This window comes from Pseudomonas sp. NPDC089406 (assembly GCF_044900265.1).
Taxonomy (GTDB): Bacteria; Pseudomonadota; Gammaproteobacteria; order Pseudomonadales; family Pseudomonadaceae; genus Aquipseudomonas; species Aquipseudomonas fakonensis.
Map to the genome: position 1 here is coordinate 108,561 of NZ_JBJDNC010000018.1, position 16,977 is coordinate 125,537.

The following is a 16,977-nucleotide window of genomic DNA, read 5'->3' on the forward strand; positions in this document are numbered from 1 at the left end:
CTTGTGTCGCGAAAGGGCTGCATGGCAGCCCCAGGGTTTGAGCATCATGCAAGATCGCCGGGGCTGCTGCGCAGCCCTTTCGCGACACAAGGCCGCTCCTACCCGCGTTGTATGGCCTGGTCTAACGCTGCTTCATCACCACCTCGAACGCCCGCAACAGCTGGTCTACCGAATACGGTTTGTTCAACAGCTCAAAACCATGGTGTGCATCGCCCGCCAACGCCTGGCTGTAGCCGCTGGTCAGCACCACCGGCAGCTCCGGCCAGCGCTGGCGCAGGGTGTGGGCCAGCTCCACGCCGCTGGTACCGGGCATCACCACGTCCGACAGCACCAGGTCGAAGTGCTCGCGGCCCACTTCCAACAACGCCAACGCGGTGTCGGCATCGGCGGCCTGGCGGGTGGTGTAGCCCATGTCCTCAAGCAGGCTGGCGGTGAATTCACGCACCTGGGTGTTGTCCTCCACCACCAGCACATGGCCCTTGGGCTGCGGCGCCTGGGGCAGTTGCGGTTCAGGCAGGGCCGAGTCCGGGGCGGCCACTGCCGGCAGCGACACGGTGAAGGTCGAGCCCTTGCCGGGCGTGCTCTGTACCGCAACCGTTCCGCCGGACTGGTGGACGAAACCGTACACCTGGGACAACCCCAGCCCGGTGCCTTTGCCCACCTCCTTGGTGGTGTAGAACGGGTCGAAGATGCGCTCCAGGTCGGCGGCGGCGATGCCGTGGCCATCGTCGTCGATGGCGATGCTGACCTGGCCGCTGGCGCTGGTGGCGCTGATGGCGATGGTGATGTTGCCTTCGGCCTGCATGGCGTCGCGGGCGTTGACCACAAGGTTCACCAGCGCGGTCTCGAACTGGTTCAGGTCGGCCTCCACATAGCACTGCTGCACCGGCGCCTGCACCTTTATCTGCACACGCGTGCCGACGATGCTGCGCAGCATCTCGGCGATCTGCTGCACTTGAAAGCCCACCGCGAACACCTCCGGGCGCAGGGCCTGGCGGCGGGCGAAGGCCAGCAACTGGCTGGTGAGCCTGGCGGCGCGGTCGGCGGTGTCGAGGATGGCGTCCAGGTAGCGCTGCTGGCGCTCCGGCGGCAGCGGTTTGCGGCGCATCAGCTCGGCCGAGTTGCGGATCACCGTGAGCAGGTTGTTGAAATCGTGGGCCACGCCGCCGGTGAGCTGGCCGATGGCTTCGAGCTTCTGCATCTGGCGCATCTGCGCCTCGGCCGCCTGCAGCTCGCGCGAGCCGGCCTGCACCTGTACCTCGAGCTCTTCATTGAAGCTGCGCAACTGGTCCTCGGCGCTGTGCCGGTCGTGCACGTCCACCGAGGTGCCGTACCAGCGCAGCAGGGCGCCGGTTTCGGGGTCGCGGTAGGGTTGGGCGCGCACCATGAACCAGCGGTAGCTGCCGTCATGGCGGCGCAGGCGGTGCTCGCTTTCGTACACCTCGCCGCAGGCACGCGCCTGGGTGAAGGCGGTGCTGGCGGCGAGGGTGTCGTCCGGGTGCACGCACTGGCGGGCGAAGGTGGCGTAGTCGCGCGGGTGGCCGGCGGGGTCGAAGTAGTCGTGCCAGCGCTTGTTGAAAAACTCGAAATGGCCGGCCTGGTCGGTCACCCACACCAGCTGCGGCACGGTGTTGGCGATGGTCTTGAAGGCCGCCTCGCTTTCGCGCAGGCGGGCGGTCATCTCGTGCTGCTGGGTGACGTCCATGGCGGCGCCGAACCACTCGAGGATCTCGCCGTTGGCGTCGAAGATCGGCACCGCCCGCGACAGCGTCCAGCCGAAACGGCCGCCGGGCAGGCGCACCCGGTGTTCCAGCTCGAAGATGCTGCGCTCGGCCACGGCGCTGGCGACGGCAGCCAGCACCCGGGGGCGGTCTTCGGCGGCGATGTATTTGTCCAGCCAGTGCCGGATGGGTTGCTGGGTGTCTTCGAGAAAGCCTTGGCCGGTGAGCTCGCGCAGCTCCTGCCAGTCGGGGCTCATGCGGTACACCGAGGTGCTGCTGGCGGTCACCAGCGCGCGAAAGCGCAATTCACTGTCGAACAGCGTACCGCTGCTGCGCTGCGGGTCGCCTGAGGCCGAGAGTGCATCGGGTTGTGGTCGGCTGTTGGGCATGTTCTGTCGTCCCTGAGTCGTTTGCGGCTGGCGGGCTCCTCAGGTGCGCCCGCCGGTTGTTCGAAGTTCCATGGTAGCCGCTGCGCTTGGCTTTGCTGCCATCAGGTTACCAACGGCGCAGCGGGTTCAGTCGATGCGTGGGTGTTGCTGGGCAAGTTGTTGGCGTTTGGCTTCCAGCTCGGCGATCTGCGCGTCGATATCCTCGATTTTTTGCTCGATGGTGTCGTGGTGCTCCTGCAGTAACTCGCGCGCTTCTTCGATGTCCGAGGCTGCTGGCGCGGCGCCGCGCAACGGGCGGTTGGCGGTTTCTTTCATGGTCAGGCCGGTGAGCAGGCCAACCACGGCGATCACCATCAGGTAGTAGGCCGGCATGTACAGGTTGTTGGTGCTTTCCACCAGCCAGGCGGCCAGGGTCGGGGTCAGCCCTGCGATCAGCACCGAGATGTTGAAGGCACTGGCCAGGGCGCTGTAGCGGATGTGGGTGGGGAACATCGCAGGCAAAGTCGAGGCCATCACGCCGATGAAGAAGTTCAGCAGCACGGCAATGATCAGAAGGCCTGCGAAGATCACCGCCAGCTTGCCGCTGGTGATCAGCATGAACGCAGGGATGGCCAGCACGAACAGGCCGACGCTGCCGATGATGATGAACGGCCGGCGCCCCCACTTGTCGCTGAGCAGGCCGATGATCGGCTGCACGAACAGCATGCCGACCATGATCGCGATGATGATCAGCACCCCGTGGTCTTCGCTGTAGTGCAGGTTGTGGGTGAGGTAGCTGGGCATGTAGGTGAGCAGCATGTAGTAGGTGACGTTGGTGGCGATCACCACCCCGATGCAGGTCAACAGGCTGCGCCAGTGCTGGGTGGCAACCTCCTTGAACGACACTTTCGGGCCGCTGGCCAGGCCTTCGCGGTCGCCCTGTTCGAGGGTCTCGACGTGCTGCTGGAAGGCCGGGGTTTCTTCCAGCGCATGGCGCAGGTACAGGCCGATCAGGCCCAGCGGCAGGGCGAGGAAGAACGGCAGGCGCCAGCCCCATTCGAGGAACTGTTCCTCACCCAGAAGGGTGGAGATCAGCACCACTACCCCGGCGCCGAGTACAAAGCCTGCGATGGAGCCGAAATCCAGCCAGCTGCCGAGGAACCCACGCTTGCGGTCGGGGGCGTATTCGGCGACGAAGATCGACGCCCCGGTGTACTCGCCGCCCACCGAAAAACCCTGGGCCATCTTGGCCAGCAACAGCAGGATCGGCGCCCAGATGCCGATGCTGGCGTAGGAGGGGATCAGGCCGATGGCGAAGGTGCTCAACGACATGATCACGATGGTCGCGGCCAGCACCTTCTGGCGCCCGTAGCGGTCGCCCAGGGCGCCGAAGAACAGCCCGCCCAGCGGGCGGATCAGAAACGGCACCGAGAAGGTGGCCAGGGCTGCGATCATCTGCACGCCGGGGCTGGCGTTGGGGAAGAACACCTTGCCCAGGGCGAAGGCGACGAAGCCGTACACGCCGAAGTCGAACCATTCCATGGCATTGCCCAGTGCTGCGGCGGTGATCGCCTTGCGCATCTTGGCGTCGTCGACGATGGTGATGTCCTTCAGGCTGATGGGCTTTTGCTTGCGTGCTTTCATGGCGGGCTTCCAAAGGCTGATACGTGTCCTAAGGCATCTGATGCGCTGGCGCGCAAAATAATTCCGCACTGCATTTCATCGCACCCTTGTAGGCGCCGGCTTGCCGGCGATGAGGCCGATGGCGCCGGTGCAAGGTTCAGGGGCGTGCATTGCAGGCCCGGCCCTATCGCCGGCAAGCCGGCTCCTACAGAGGGTGTGTGGTCCTCACTGGATACCAATGGTCAAGGTATGCGGCACCAGCTCGCCGCGCCGTGCGCTGGCGCGCATCTGGTACACCTGCACCGTGTAGCTGCCGCTGGCCGGCAGCTTGCCGCTCCAGGTATTGCCCACACTGCCGCTACCCAATGCAGTGCCCGAGCCTGGCTTCTCGCCCGGTGCGAATACGTTGAAGTTGGCGTTGCTGCTGCCGGCAATCTGCACGCTCATCTGCTGGCCGGCCTTGGCCGAGAGGCTGTACTGGATGCTGTCGTAGCCCTTGAAACTGCCCTTGATCTCGGTGCTGCTGGCGCCCTTGGCGAAGTGCACGGGGATATGGCTGACCTTGTCCTGGGCCTGGGCCAATGGGCAGAGCAGGGCGAGGGTCAAGGCGAGGGTGGTGGGATTCATGGGGATCTCCGTGATTTGGCTGCCTTGACTGTAGCCTGTACCGGCCTCGTCGCCGGCACGGCAGGGCGTGCCTTTACCTGCCCCGATCATTCCCCTACCATCGCGCAACGGCTAGATGCTGCCCGCCGCTCGCGCCCCTCAGGTTCGGTGAAAGCATCGCGTTACCACCCCGTCATCACACACCTTCAAAGGCTGTCGAAGACTGGCAATGCGAGCACCTGCAGGCTTCGACCCAGTGGAGGCAGTCATGACATCCATCACCCAGGCCAAGCACATGGCCAAGCGCCTGCGGGCGCAATTTGCCGCGCGCAACCTCGACATCAGCCACAGCGCCGCGCTGGAACTGGTGGCCGACCAGCTCGGCTTCAAGGACTGGAACACCGCCTCGGCGGCCCTCGATCAAAGCGGCGTGCGCTTTGAGCAGAGCATTGCCATTTTGCGCATTTTCGATGAAGCCAAGGCCCGCGAGTTCTACTGCGACTTCCTCGGTTTCAGCGTCGAGTTCGAGCACCGCTTCGAAGCCGACCTGCCGTTGTACCTGGGCATCGAGCGGGCGGGGCTGAAGATTCACCTGTCCGAGCACCACGGCGATGCCAGCCCCGGCACCACGCTGTTCGTGCCCACCTTTGAAATCCAGGCGCTGCATGACGAGTTGCAGGCCAAGCGCTACGGCTATGGGCGCCCGCAGTTGGTGGAGCAGGGCTGGGGGCAGGTGCTGGAAGTGTATGACCCGTTCGGCAACCGTATTCGCTTCTGCCAGGGTTGACGCTTTCCCTGTAGGAGCCGGCTTGCCGGCGATGAGGCCGGGCCTGCAACCCAGGGCCTTGTGCTGGTGCTACTGGCCCTATCGCCGGCAAGCCGGCTCCTACACGGGCGTGATGTTGCCCAGGTGGGCCTGCAAGGCATCGAGAAACACCTTCACCCGCGCAGGCACGTAGCGCCGGGTCGGCATCACCGCCCACACCGACAAGGCCTCCATGCCGGCGTCCTGCAGCTCGAGGCTGACCAGCGTGCCGTCGCGCAGTTGCTCGTGCACATCCCAGTAGGCCAGCATCGCCACCCCCAACCCTTGCACCGCCGCCGCCCTGACCGCATCGACACTGCTGGTGGCCACCCGGCCGTGCATGCGCCGGCGTTGCAGTTGGCCGTCGATCACGAACGGCCAGCGCGGCACCGCCTGCAGCAGGATGCAGGCGTGCGTATCGAGCTCGGCCAGGGTGGTGGGGCGGCCATGGCGGGCCAGGTAGGCCGGTGCTGCGCACAGTACCCGCGGGTTGGGCGCTACCTGGCGGGCGACCAGCTCGGAGTCTGCCAGCGGTGCCACCCGCAACGCCAGGTCCAGGCCCTGGCCGACGATGTCCACCAGCCGGTCGGAGACATCCAGGTCTACCCTCAGCTCTGGGTGCTGCGCCAGCAAGTCGGGCAGCACGGCCAGCACGATGGACTGGCCGAACACGCTTGGCGCGGTCAGGCGCAGCACGCCGCTGACAGCACCGGCGCTGGGGCGCAGCGCGCCCAGGGCGCTGTCTTCGGCATCCAGCAGGCTGTGGGCGTAGGGCAGGAAGGCTTCGCCTTCGGCGGTCAGCGACACCGAGCGGGTGGTGCGGTGGAACAGGCGTACGCCCAGCTCGTCTTCGAGGGCCGCCAGGCGCCGCGACACCTGCATGGGCTGCACGTCGAGGTGGCGCGCAGCGGCCGACAGGCTGCCGCTTGCGGCCACGGCGAGAAACACCCGTACATCGGCAATCAGCACGATCATATCCTTTTCGGTTAAGCCGGCTTCACGCCAGCGTGGCTTGGTCGGGCCGCTTGAGCCCCATAGCATCACTTCATCACGCCAGCAGGCGTAGCTGATGAGGAGCAGGCCATGACAGATTCAAAGATTTTAACGCCATTCGATATGCCCGCGCTGCACCTGCGCAACCGCCTGGCCGTTGCCCCGATGACCCGGGTCAGCGCCAGCGAAAACGGCCACGCCACCGCGCAGATGGCCCGCTACTACGAGCGCTTCGCCCGTGGCGGCTTTGGCCTGGTGATCAGCGAGGGCATCTACACCGACCAGGCCTACGCCCAGGGTTACCCCTGCCAGCCGGGCATCACCGATGCCGACCAGGCCCAGGCCTGGGCGGCCGTCACGGCCGGCATTCACGCCCATGGCGGCAAGGCCGTGGCCCAGCTGATGCACGCCGGGGCCTTGAGTCAGGGCAATCGCTTTCGCGAGTACAACGTCGCGCCATCAGCCCTGCGCCCCAAAGGCGAGCAGATGGCCTTTTACTACGGCAGCGGTCAGTATCCGGTGCCCCGGGCGATGAGCGATGAAGAGATCGCCGACGCCATTACCGGGTTTGCCCAGGCGGCGCGAAGGGCCATCGAGGTGGCTGGTTTCGACGCCATCGAGATCCACGGCGCCAACGGCTACCTGCTCGACCAGTTCCTCACCGGCTACAGCAACCTGCGCGATGACCGCTGGGGTGGCGCTACCCGCCAGCGTCTGGGCCTGGCCCTTGAGGTGTTCAAGGCAGTGCGCGGCGCGGTGGGCGCGGTGCCGGTGGGGGTGCGCATTTCCCAGGGCAAGGTCAATGACTTCACCCACAAGTGGGCAGGGGGAGAAGCCGATGCCGAGGTCATTTTCGGTGCGCTGGCCGATGCCGGGGTGGGCTTCATCCACGTGACCGAGCACCAGGCCTGGCAGCCGGCCTTCGCAGGCAGCCAGGCAAGCCTGGTGCAACTGGCCCGCCGCCATGCGCCGGCTACGCCGCTGATCGCCAATGGCGGCTTGCATGAGCGGGCCCGGGCCGAGCAGGTGCTGGGGCAGGGCGCCGATCTGATCGCCGCGGGCAAGGCGGCGCTGGCCAACCCTGATCTGCCGACGCGGTTGGCCGGTGGTAAGGCTTTGGCGGAGTTCGATGCCGGGGTGCTGGGGCCGATCGCCAATATCAAGGCGTCGGAGTTGACGCTGTAACGTCAATGCCCGCGTGCAGCCTTTCTCTGTAGGAGCGGCCTCGTGTCGCGAAAGGGGCGCGCAGCGGCCCCAGGATTTGCGCATCATGCAAAATCGCCGGGGCCGCTGCGCGGCCCTTTCGCGGCGCAAGGCCGCTCCTACAGGGGGTCGTGTACAGCCGCTGTGGTAGGTTGCGGCACCGCCGAAAACACCGACCCGGTCATGCGCTCGCTCAGCAGCTCCAGCGCCCGCAACCCGGCCAGTGAGTTGCCCGAGGCATTGAGTGCCGGCGACCACACGCAGATGCTGTAGCGCCCCGGCACCACCACGGCAATACCGCCACCCACGCCGCTCTTGCCCGGCAAACCGACCCGGTAGGCAAAATTGCCGGCCTCATCGTACAGCCCGCTGGTGGCCATGATCGCGTTCACTTGCTGGGCCTGGCGCGGCGTCAGCACCTGCTCGCGGCTGTGCGGGCAGTAGCCGCTGTTGGCCAAAAAGGCGAAGGCGCGGGCCACGTCCACGCAGCTCATCGACAGCGCACAGTGGTGGAAGTAACTGCGCAGCACCGCATCGACATCATTGTGGAAATTGCCGAAGGCCTGCATCAGGTAGGCCATGGCGGCATTGCGCGCGCGGTGCTGGTATTCCGACTCGGCCACCACCGCATCGCTGACGATGCGCGGGTTGGCCGCCAGGCGGCGGACGAAATCGCGCATTGACAGCGACGCCGTGGCATAGCGCGACTGGTTGATATCGCAGATCACCAGGGCGCCGGCGTTGATGAACGGGTTGCGTGGCCGGCCCTTTTCCACCTCCAACTGCACCAGCGAGTTGAATGCCTGGCCCGACGGCTCGTACCCCAGCCTGCCCCAGATGCCCTCGCCACTGTGGCCGATGGCCTGTACCAGGCTGAACACCTTGGAAATGCTCTGGATCGAGAACGGCGTGCGCGCATCCCCGGCGCAGTGCAACTGGCCGTCCAGGCTCTGCACGGCGATGCCCAACTGGTGGGGGGCGACCTGGGCGAGGGCAGGGATGTACTGCGCCACCTGGCCCTGGTCGAGCAGCGGGCGGACGTGGTCGAGGATTTCTTGCAGCAGTGCTTGCATGGCGAGACCTGGGGCGAAAGTAGGCTTTGTACGAAAAGTGCCTGCGCGACGATCATGCTGCGTTGAAAACAGGCTCGGAATGCTCATTGACAACCAGTCAACTCCGCTTCCTCGCCTGTTTTCGCCTTGCCTGATCGCCGCTCGGCTACTTTTCGTACAAACCCTAGGGCGCATTCGAAGGGTTCTGGTAGACGCTGGCCGCCTGCCCCGGAGCACATCGTTGCACGCGCTGGCGCAAGCCGTTAAAGTCCGGCCCCAGGCGCCTGCTGCGCCGGCGGTCCGCGCGAAGGGGTTCCCCAGGCACTGTTTGCGAAATTTCCATACCAGCTCCCGGCTTGTCGGCGGACCGAGCCCCACAAGGAGTTGGCATGCCCGCCATTCATGCATCCCGCCACCACGGCCTGATCGACCTGCCCGCGCTGCGCAAGCACGCCAAGCGCCTGCTGAAAAACCTCGACGACGACACCCGCGCACAGCTGCGCGCCCTGGGCCTGCCTGGCCCCGACTACCGCTTGGCCGACACCCAGTGGCTGGTGGCCCGCGAGGCCGGCTTTGCTAGCTGGCCCAAGCTCAAGGCCCACGCCGATGCGGTGGACTTTGCCGCTCGCCACCCGGGCTTTGCCGCCGATGGCGAGGCGCAGGTGCAGCACTGGCGCTGCGGCAACGATATCGAGCACAGCCTGCGCATCAGCGGGTTCAGCGGCAGCTTCCACATGTTCGACGACCCCATGGTGATGGGGCCGGTGCCCGCCGCGCCTGACGATACGTACTGGCAGATACGTACCGAGTACGTACTCAAGGTGTTCGCCCTGGCCCCGCAGGACATCGCCCAGCGCCAGGCCCGCCAGCGCGCGGCCTTGGCGCAGTTGAGCGGCGACAGCGAGCTGGTGCTGTGGTGCGAGGCCGATGCCTACGACCAGCTGTTTCTGGTGCGGGTACTGGCCAGCTTGCCGTGCCTGCCGCGCCGACTGGAGTTGATCGAGACCGACCGGGTGCCGGGGGTGCAGCGCTTTATCGGCATCGGCCAGCTGGCCCCCGACGTGCTGGCCTGGCTGTGGCCGCAGCGCCGGGCGCTGGGCGAGGACGCCTTGCAGCTGGCGCGCCAGGCCTGGGCGGCCTATACCGCGCCCGACCCGACGACCTGGGCCGAGCTTGCCAGCCGGCCACACGCCAGTTTGCCGCTGCTGCAGGGCGCACTGGCCCGGCAACTGCAGGAGCTGCCGGGTGCCGGCGATGGCCTGAGCCTGACCGAGCGCCTGACCTTGCGCATTCTGGCGCGCATGGGCGAGCAGCCGGCGGCGCGGGTGTTCGCCGAGCTGATGGGGCGCGAAGAGCCGTTGCCGTACCTGGGTGACATGATGTTCGCAGCGCTGATAAGGCCGCTGATCGACACGCCGCGGCCGTTGTTGCTGGAGGGTGAAGGCGAGAGCTGGATGCACCGCCCGCTGCGCCTGACCGCGTTGGGCGAGCAGGTGCTGGCAGGGCAGGCCAACTGGCTCGACCAGGCGCCGGCCGAGCGTTGGGTGGGCGGGGTGCGTATCGGCGCCGGTGCGGCTTGGGTGGTGGATGAAGCCGGGAAGGTAGCGCGGCGCACATGACTTGGGCTGCCCGTCCTGGCCTCATCGCCGGCAAGCCGGCTCCTACAGGTACAGCGCAGGCTTGAAGCTCATGCGATCCCTGTGGGAGCGGCTTCAGCCGCGAACACCGGCGAAGCCGGTGCCATCTAGCGCGGTGCCTGCTTCGCGGCTAAAGCCGCTCCCACAGGATTGCGCCGAGCCCGAGCCCTGCGCTGTACCTGTAGGAGCCGGCTTGCCGGCGATGAGGCCGGTACAGGCTGCACAAGACAGTTGCCTCACAGCGATCGCATACGCTTCAGCCCGCCACCGGCTCCACCACCACCTTGTCCGCCACCACCTTCGCCAGCGGCGCCAGCGACAGCGCCGTGCGGTCATGCCCCAGCAGTTCGCACAGGGCATCGACGATCACCTGATGGTCCTGGCGCTCCGGCAACCCCGACACCGTCACGCAACCGATCACCCCGGCACCTTTGACGGTGATCGGGAAGCTGCCGCCGGCACTGGCGTAGTCGGTCAGCGGCAGGTTGTAGCGCTGGGTGATGTCCTTCTTGTCCAGGGCCAGCTGGTGGCCGATGCGGTACGAGCTGCACAGAAAGCGCTGCACGGTATTGCGCTTGCGCCGTACCCAGTCGTGGTTGTGCGGGGTGATGCCGGGCCGGCAGGCCAGAAACAGCGGGCAGTCGAAGCGGCGCACCTCGATCAGCAGCAGCCAGCCTTCGGCTTCGGCGCGCCGCTGCAGCAGCGAACCCAAACGCCAGGCCACGTCTTCATCGAAGTGCTCGAATTGCAGCAACTGCTCCTGGCGAATCAGCAGGGCCAAGTCGTCGGCAAGGGCCATGGCGGGCTCCTGTGGCGGTGGGCCTCCGTGCGGGTGGGCAGCGCCCGGGCGGCCTTGCCTGGCGTGAATGAATCAAGATGAAAAGTTTTTCATCTTGTGTTCAGCAAGCGTAGCAGCGATTGGCCAGTTGGTTTTCCCCTGTAGGAGATCACCCAGCCCTTTCGGGCTGCGCTGTCGCGCAGAGAACGCAGCGTGGGAGCGGGCTTGCCCCGCGATAGCGGTGTCAGCCTCAGCATCGCTATCGCGGGGCAAGCCCGCTCCCACGGGAACCTCATAAATCAAAGGTTTAGATTTTGTGCCATGGGAGCCCACTCAGCCTCGTAAGCTGCGCTGTCGCGCAGGGAACTGCGGCCGCAAGCGCGCCCGCGACACCTGTGGGAGCAACTGTCTTGCTCAATTTCTAAAAGCTGGCTCGATCCCTGTGGGAGCGGGCTTGCCCGCGAACACCGGCGGAGCCGGTGCCAGACAACGCGTTGCCTGCTTCGCGGGCAAGCCCGCTCCCACAGGTCCCTGCTAAATCAACGAGTTGTGATTTGTTCCATAGGAGATCACCCAGCCCTTCGGGCAGTGCTGTCGCGCAGAGAACTGGGCACGAGCCCGCCGCAGTACCTGTGGGAGCGGCTTTAGCCGCGAAGCAGACGCCGCGTTAGATGGCACCGGCTTCGCCGGTGTTCGCGGCTGAAGCCGCTCCCACAGGATCTTTGTTAAATCAACGAGTTGTGATTTGTTCCATAGGAGCCGGCTTGCCGGCGATGGCGTCGGTTTGGCCAGCATTATTTCAGCAGGGTTAGGGTTTCATACATTTGTACAAGTGATGGCGTCGGGCTGCGCAATCGGTCGATGTCCGCCCCCGCCGCACCCGCATAACCTCGGCTCGGGCTGTGTTGATCACTAATAATAAGAGGAGCCACCCCATGCCTGTTCAGTCAGAGCACGATCCCCGTCTCAAACGTTCGCTCAAGACCCGCCACATCAGCATGCTCGCCTTGGGCGGGGTGATCGGTGCCGGGTTGTTCGTCGGCTCAAGCGCGGTTATCGCTTCCACCGGCCCTGGCGCCTTCATCACCTACGCCATCACCGGGCTGATCGTCGCATTGGTCATGCGCATGCTCGGCGAAATGGCCGCAGCCCACCCCAGCAAAGGTTCTTTCGTCGACTACGCGCGCATGGCTTTCGGCCGCCCGGCCGGCTACATGACCGGCTGGCTGTACTGGTATTTCTGGGTGATCGTGGTTGGCTTCGAGGCGGTGGTCGGCGGGCAGATCATCAACGCCTGGCTACCGGCGATACCGGTGTGGGTGATTGCCCTGGGGCTGATGCTGGGCATGACCCTGCTCAACCTGATGTCGGTGCACTCGTTCGGCGAGGCCGAGTACTGGTTCGCCGGGGTCAAGGTGGCGGCCATCGTGGTGTTTTTGCTGGTAACCGGCGCCTTCGTGCTGCACCTGTGGCCCGACTCCGATGCCAGCTTTGCCAACCTTACCCAGCACGGCGGCTTCCTGCCCCATGGTGTCGGCTCGTTGTTCACCGGCGTGGTGGTGGTGATCTTCTCGATGACCGGGGTCGAGGTGGCCACCCTGGCGGCCGCCGAATCGCAAGACCCGTCGCGCAACATCCGCAAGGCGGTGAACACGGTGATGGTGCGCATTCTGGTGTTCTTCGTGCTGGCGACCTTCTTCATCGTCGTCGCCCAGCCCTGGACCAGCCTCACCCCCGGCAAGTCGCCGTTTGTCACGACGCTCGAGCACATCGGCATCCCCTACGCCGGCGACATGCTCACCGTGGTGATTCTGGTGGCGGTGCTGTCGGTGCTCAATGCCGGGCTCTACACCTCGTCGCGCCTGTTGTACGTACTGGCTGCCAATGACGAGGCGCCGCGCTGGATCGCCGGAGTCAACCGCAAGGGTGTGCCGGTACGCGGTGTACTGGCCTCGACCCTGGTGGGCTATGGCTGCGTGGTGATTGCCGCGCTGTGGCCGGACACGGTGTTCCAGTTCCTGATCAATTCCTCCGGCACGGTGTTCCTGTTCGTCTACCTGATGATCTGCCTGTCGCAGCTCAAGCTGCGCCGCCGCTGGGTTGAAGAGGGCTCGCTGAAGTTCGCCATGTGGGGCCACCCGGTGCTGCCGTTGATGGTCACCGCGGCCATCGTCTCGGTGCTGGTGAGCATGGCCTTCGACCCCTCGATGCAGTTGAGCCTGTTGCAGTGCCTGATCGCCATTGTTGCGATTGGCGCCTCGTACCTGCTGATGCGCCTTGGCCGGGGGCGTGTGCCCAAGGCCCAGGTGGCCCAGCCTTAACCGCCGTATCAGGCACGGCCCGGGCCCCGGGCCGTCAATGGGAAGCAAGAACATGTCAGCGAAATTCGATTTGGCCCAGTTACCCAACAAGCCGCTGTGGTTTGCCCCGGCCCCGCCCCGTGCGCGGCTGGAGGGTGATATCCAGGCCGACGTGGTCATCGTCGGCGCCGGCTACACCGGGCTGTGGACCGCTTACTACCTGCTCAAGGCCGACCCGTCGTTGAAGGTGGTGCTGCTGGAAAAGCGCGAAGTCGGCTTTGGCGCTTCGGGGCGCAACGGCGGCTGGGCTTCGGCGATCTTCCCGATCTCGCTGCAGCGGGTCGAGCAGCTGTATTCGCACCAGGCTGCCCTGCACCTGCAGGCGGCGATGAACGACACGGTCGATGAGATCGGCCGGGTGCTGGCGCTGGAAGGGGTGGATGCCGACTACGCCAAGCAGGGGTTCATGTCACTGGCCCGCAGCGGCCCGCAGATGGCCCGGGCGCGTGCCGCGGTGGAGTCTTCGGCGCGCTTCGGCCTGGCGCAGCAATGGCGGGTGCTCGAAGCCGGTGAAGCACACGGCAGCATCGGCGCCCAGGGCACGCTCGGGGCGCTGTACACCGAGCACTGCGCGCTGATTCACCCGGGCAAGCTGGTACGCGGCCTGGCGCAATTGGTGGAAAGCCTGGGCGCGAAGATTTACGAGCAGTCGGCCGTCACCCAGATGGCCCCGGGCGTAGTGCACACCGAGCGTGGTTCGGTGCGCGCCGACATGACCGTGCGCGCCACCGAGGCCTTTACCTCGCAGCAGCCGGGCAAGTCGCGTTTCGTCATCCCGCTGTACTCGCTGGTGCTGGCAACCGAGCCACTGCCACGTGAGCTGCTGGCCAGGCTCAACCTCGACCACCGCATGGCCTTCAACGACATGCGCCACCTGCGGGTGTATGGCCAGGTCACCGCCGAAGGACGGTTGGTGTTCGGCGGCCGTGGCGCGCCCTACAAATGGGGTTCGGTGATGCCCGAGCAGGCCGACCTGGTGGACAGCATCCACGGCAAGATCTACGACACCATGCTCGAATTTTTCCCGGAACTGGCCAGCGCCCGCGTCACCCACCGCTGGGGCGGCGCCTTGGGGGTATCCCGCGACTGGTGCCCGACGGTGAGCATCGACCGCAATGCCCGCATGGCCTGGGCCGGCAACTACGTCGGCGACGGCGTGGCCACCAGCAACCTGGCCGGGCGGCTGCTGCGCAACCTGATTCTTCAGCGTGACGAGGACATCAACACGCTGCCGTTGGTCAACCACCGCTCGCCCTCCTGGGAGCCAGAACCGCTGCGCTGGTTCGGCATCAACAGCGGCCTGGCCGCCGCGTCCCTCAGCGACATGGAAGAGCGCTACACCCACAAACCTTCACGTACCGCGATGCTGCTGGAAAAGCTCACCGGCGCCCATTGATAAGGAGAAAACCCCATGCCTTCGTTCACCATCATCAAGCACGCCGACATCAAGGCCCTGCCGCTGGACCCAAAAGGCCAGCGCGCCGGCGCCGATCAGGGCGACCCGCAGATCGCCGTGCAGGCCCTGGCCCCCGAGGCGGTCGGCAACCTGGGTGTGTGGGAATGCCAGCCGGGTGGCTGGCCGGTGGTCAACCGCCCGGACACCGAGTTCACCTACATCATTTCGGGCAGGGCCTTGCTCACTGACGACAGTACCCAGGAAGTGGTGGAAGTCACCGGCGGCGACCTGATCATCCTGCCGCCGGGCTGGACCGGGCGCTGGGATGTGCTGGAGACCGTGCGCAAGGTGTACGCGATTTACTGATTTCTCGCTTCTCTCCCTGTAGGAGCGGCCTTGTGTCGCGAAAGGGGCGCGCAGCGGCCCCAGGCTTTCAGCATTTGCCCCTGGATTGCTGGGGCTGCTTTGCAGCCCTTTCGCGACACAAGGCCGCTCCTACACAGAAAACTGCAAACCTTCTGAAACCTGTTCGGAAAAAGACAATGACCCAAACCATCATGAACTGGATCTCCGGCGCCCAGGCCGAGGCCACCAGCGGCCAGCAACTGCCGGTCTACAACCCGGCCACCGGTGTGGTCACCGGCCAAGTGCAGCTGTCTGCGCAAAAGGACGTAGACGCTGCCGTCGCCTCGGCCAAGGCCGCCTTCCCAGCCTGGAGCAACCTGTCGCCGCTGCGCCGCTCGCGGGTGCTGAACAAGTTCCTGGCGCTGCTCAACGATCACCGTGACGACCTGGCCCGCCTGATCACTGCCGAGCACGGCAAGGTGTTCACCGACGCCCAGGGCGAGGTGATGCGCGGCATCGAGATCGTCGAGTTCGCCTGCGGTGCGCCGCAGCTGCTGAAAACCGATTTCACCGACCAGGTCAGCACCAACATCGACAACTGGACCCTGCGCCAGCCGCTGGGCGTGGTCACCGGCATCACCCCGTTCAACTTCCCGGTGATGGTGCCGATGTGGATGTTCCCGGTGGCCCTGGCCACCGGCAACACCTTCGTGCTCAAGCCAAGCCCGCTGGACCCGAGCCCGAGCCTGTTCATCGCCGAGCTGCTCAAGCAGGCGGGCCTGCCGGATGGCGTGTTCAACGTGGTGCAAGGTGACAAGGATGCGGTCAACGCGCTGATCGAGCACCCGGACGTGCAAGCCGTCTCCTTTGTAGGTTCAACGCCGATCGCCAACCACATCTACGAGACCGGCGCCCGCCACGGCAAGCGCGTGCAGGCCTTGGGCGGGGCCAAGAACCACCTGGTGGTGATGCCCGATGCCGACATCGACCAGGTGGTCGATGCGTTGATCGGCGCGGCCTACGGTTCGGCCGGCGAGCGGTGCATGGCGATCAGCGTGGCGGTGTTCGTCGGTGATGAAACTGCCGATAAAGTCATGCCCAAGCTGATCGAGCGCACCCGCGAGCTGAAGGTGCTCAATGGCACCAACCTCGAGGCCGAGATGGGCCCGATCGTCACCCGTGCGGCGCTGGAGCGCATCACTGGCTACATCGATCAAGGTGTTGCTGAGGGGGCTCACTTGTTGGTGGACGGTCGCAATCTCAACGGCCAGACGGCGGGTGAGGGGTGTGGTGATGGCTTCTGGCTGGGTGGCACCTTGTTCGATGGCGTCACCCCGGACATGCGCATCTACAAGGAGGAGATATTCGGCCCGGTACTGGCGTGCCTGCGGGTGAAGGATTTTGCCGAGGCGGTGGAGCTTATCAACGCTCATGAGTTTGGCAACGGTGTGAGCCTGTATACCCGTGATGGCCACGTTGCCCGGGAGTTTGGCCGGCGTATCCAGGTGGGCATGGTCGGGATCAACGTGCCGATTCCGGTGCCGATGGCCTGGCATGGGTTTGGTGGCTGGAAGAAGAGCCTGTTTGGCGATATGCATGCTTATGGGGAGGAGGGGGTGCGCTTCTATACCAAGCAGAAGAGCATCATGCAGCGCTGGCCGCAGGGGACTGCCAAGGGGGCGGAGTTTGCCATGCCGACCAGTCATTGATCTGATCTAGCGCTTCGTTTCAGTAACAGATGACCCCGTCCACGCAGCGGGGTTTTCTGTTTTTTGGGGGGCGGTTTGTAGGTTGTGGTGTACGCTATTTTGGGTTTAGTTGGTTTAGTTGGTTTTGAAAGTTGTATGCGCATTCATTATTTGTATTGACGCTTATTCACCTTTCCGCCCTTACGGCGGCTTACTTTTGTCTTGGCAAAAGTAAGCAAAACCGCTCGCTCCCATCATCCGGCCCCTGCGCTTCGCTCCGGGGTTCCCTCACTCCGGGCTTGCTCCAGGGGTACGCGCCGACGGGCCGTCCCTGGCCCGATCGGCGCTCGACCGGCATCCATGCCGGTCGCCCCCCTACGCAATCCCTGCGTTCGGCCTCCT

At 65.5% G+C, this 16,977-nt stretch carries 13 protein-coding genes; 7 read left to right on the top strand and 6 right to left on the bottom strand.

What is annotated here, in order from left to right:
• Positions 1–121 precede the first annotated feature (121 nt).
• The 3 genes from ACI2KK_RS14775 to ACI2KK_RS14785 all read right to left on the bottom strand — a co-directional run bounded on the left by ACI2KK_RS14775 (position 122) and on the right by ACI2KK_RS14785 (position 4,339).
• Complete coding sequence (locus ACI2KK_RS14775) at positions 122–2,110, bottom strand: ATP-binding protein (RefSeq protein WP_404669444.1); 1,989 nt, start codon at positions 2,108–2,110, stop codon at positions 122–124.
• A gap of 126 nt (positions 2,111–2,236) precedes the next feature.
• Complete coding sequence (gene proP, locus ACI2KK_RS14780) at positions 2,237–3,733, bottom strand: glycine betaine/L-proline transporter ProP (protein WP_404669445.1); 1,497 nt, start codon at positions 3,731–3,733, stop codon at positions 2,237–2,239.
• Between the two features lie 204 nt (positions 3,734–3,937).
• Positions 3,938–4,339, bottom strand: coding sequence for a hypothetical protein (locus ACI2KK_RS14785; RefSeq protein ID WP_404669446.1), 402 nt, complete (start codon positions 4,337–4,339; stop codon positions 3,938–3,940).
• Between the two features lie 247 nt (positions 4,340–4,586).
• On the opposite strand from ACI2KK_RS14785, the gene ACI2KK_RS14790 reads away from it, so the two are divergent.
• On the top strand, positions 4,587–5,105 hold the full coding sequence (locus tag ACI2KK_RS14790) for a glyoxalase superfamily protein (RefSeq protein ID WP_404669447.1): 519 nt from the start codon (positions 4,587–4,589) through the stop codon (positions 5,103–5,105).
• A 99-nt stretch (positions 5,106–5,204) separates the two neighbouring features.
• Here ACI2KK_RS14790 and ACI2KK_RS14795 read toward each other — a convergent pair whose 3' ends face one another.
• Positions 5,205–6,092 (bottom strand): LysR substrate-binding domain-containing protein, encoded by an 888-nt coding sequence (locus ACI2KK_RS14795; RefSeq protein ID WP_404669459.1) that lies wholly within the window; start codon positions 6,090–6,092, stop codon positions 5,205–5,207.
• Between the two features lie 114 nt (positions 6,093–6,206).
• Here ACI2KK_RS14795 and ACI2KK_RS14800 point away from each other — a divergent pair, with 114 nt between their 5' ends.
• On the top strand, positions 6,207–7,301 hold the full coding sequence (locus ACI2KK_RS14800; protein ID WP_404669448.1) for an NADH:flavin oxidoreductase: 1,095 nt from the start codon (positions 6,207–6,209) through the stop codon (positions 7,299–7,301).
• Positions 7,302–7,438: 137 nt separating this feature from the next.
• On the opposite strand, the gene glsB is transcribed toward ACI2KK_RS14800, so the two are convergent.
• Positions 7,439–8,392: a glutaminase B gene (gene glsB, locus ACI2KK_RS14805; RefSeq protein ID WP_404669449.1), complete on the bottom strand. Its 954-nt coding sequence runs from the start codon at positions 8,390–8,392 to the stop codon at positions 7,439–7,441.
• Positions 8,393–8,760: 368 nt separating this feature from the next.
• On the opposite strand from glsB, the gene ACI2KK_RS14810 reads away from it, so the two are divergent.
• Entirely contained in the window at positions 8,761–9,990 is a 1,230-nt protein-coding gene (locus tag ACI2KK_RS14810) for a DUF1835 domain-containing protein (RefSeq protein ID WP_404669450.1), read from the top strand.
• Between the two features lie 274 nt (positions 9,991–10,264).
• Here the strand turns inward: ACI2KK_RS14810 and ACI2KK_RS14815 are convergent, their stop codons facing one another.
• Positions 10,265–10,807: a heme-degrading domain-containing protein gene (locus ACI2KK_RS14815; RefSeq protein ID WP_404669451.1), complete on the bottom strand. Its 543-nt coding sequence runs from the start codon at positions 10,805–10,807 to the stop codon at positions 10,265–10,267.
• A gap of 914 nt (positions 10,808–11,721) precedes the next feature.
• Between ACI2KK_RS14815 and ACI2KK_RS14820 the strand changes: the two genes are divergently transcribed.
• The 4 genes from ACI2KK_RS14820 (at position 11,722) to ACI2KK_RS14835 (ending at position 16,596) form a co-directional block, all read left to right on the top strand.
• Positions 11,722–13,107, top strand: coding sequence for an amino acid permease (locus tag ACI2KK_RS14820; protein WP_404669452.1), 1,386 nt, complete (start codon positions 11,722–11,724; stop codon positions 13,105–13,107).
• A 52-nt stretch (positions 13,108–13,159) separates the two neighbouring features.
• Positions 13,160–14,542, top strand: coding sequence for an NAD(P)/FAD-dependent oxidoreductase (locus ACI2KK_RS14825; protein WP_404669453.1), 1,383 nt, complete (start codon positions 13,160–13,162; stop codon positions 14,540–14,542).
• A 15-nt stretch (positions 14,543–14,557) separates the two neighbouring features.
• Entirely contained in the window at positions 14,558–14,908 is a 351-nt protein-coding gene (locus ACI2KK_RS14830) for a cupin domain-containing protein (protein ID WP_404669454.1), read from the top strand.
• Between the two features lie 176 nt (positions 14,909–15,084).
• Complete coding sequence (locus ACI2KK_RS14835) at positions 15,085–16,596, top strand: CoA-acylating methylmalonate-semialdehyde dehydrogenase (RefSeq protein WP_404669455.1); 1,512 nt, start codon at positions 15,085–15,087, stop codon at positions 16,594–16,596.
• The last annotated feature ends 381 nt before the right edge of the window (positions 16,597–16,977 follow it).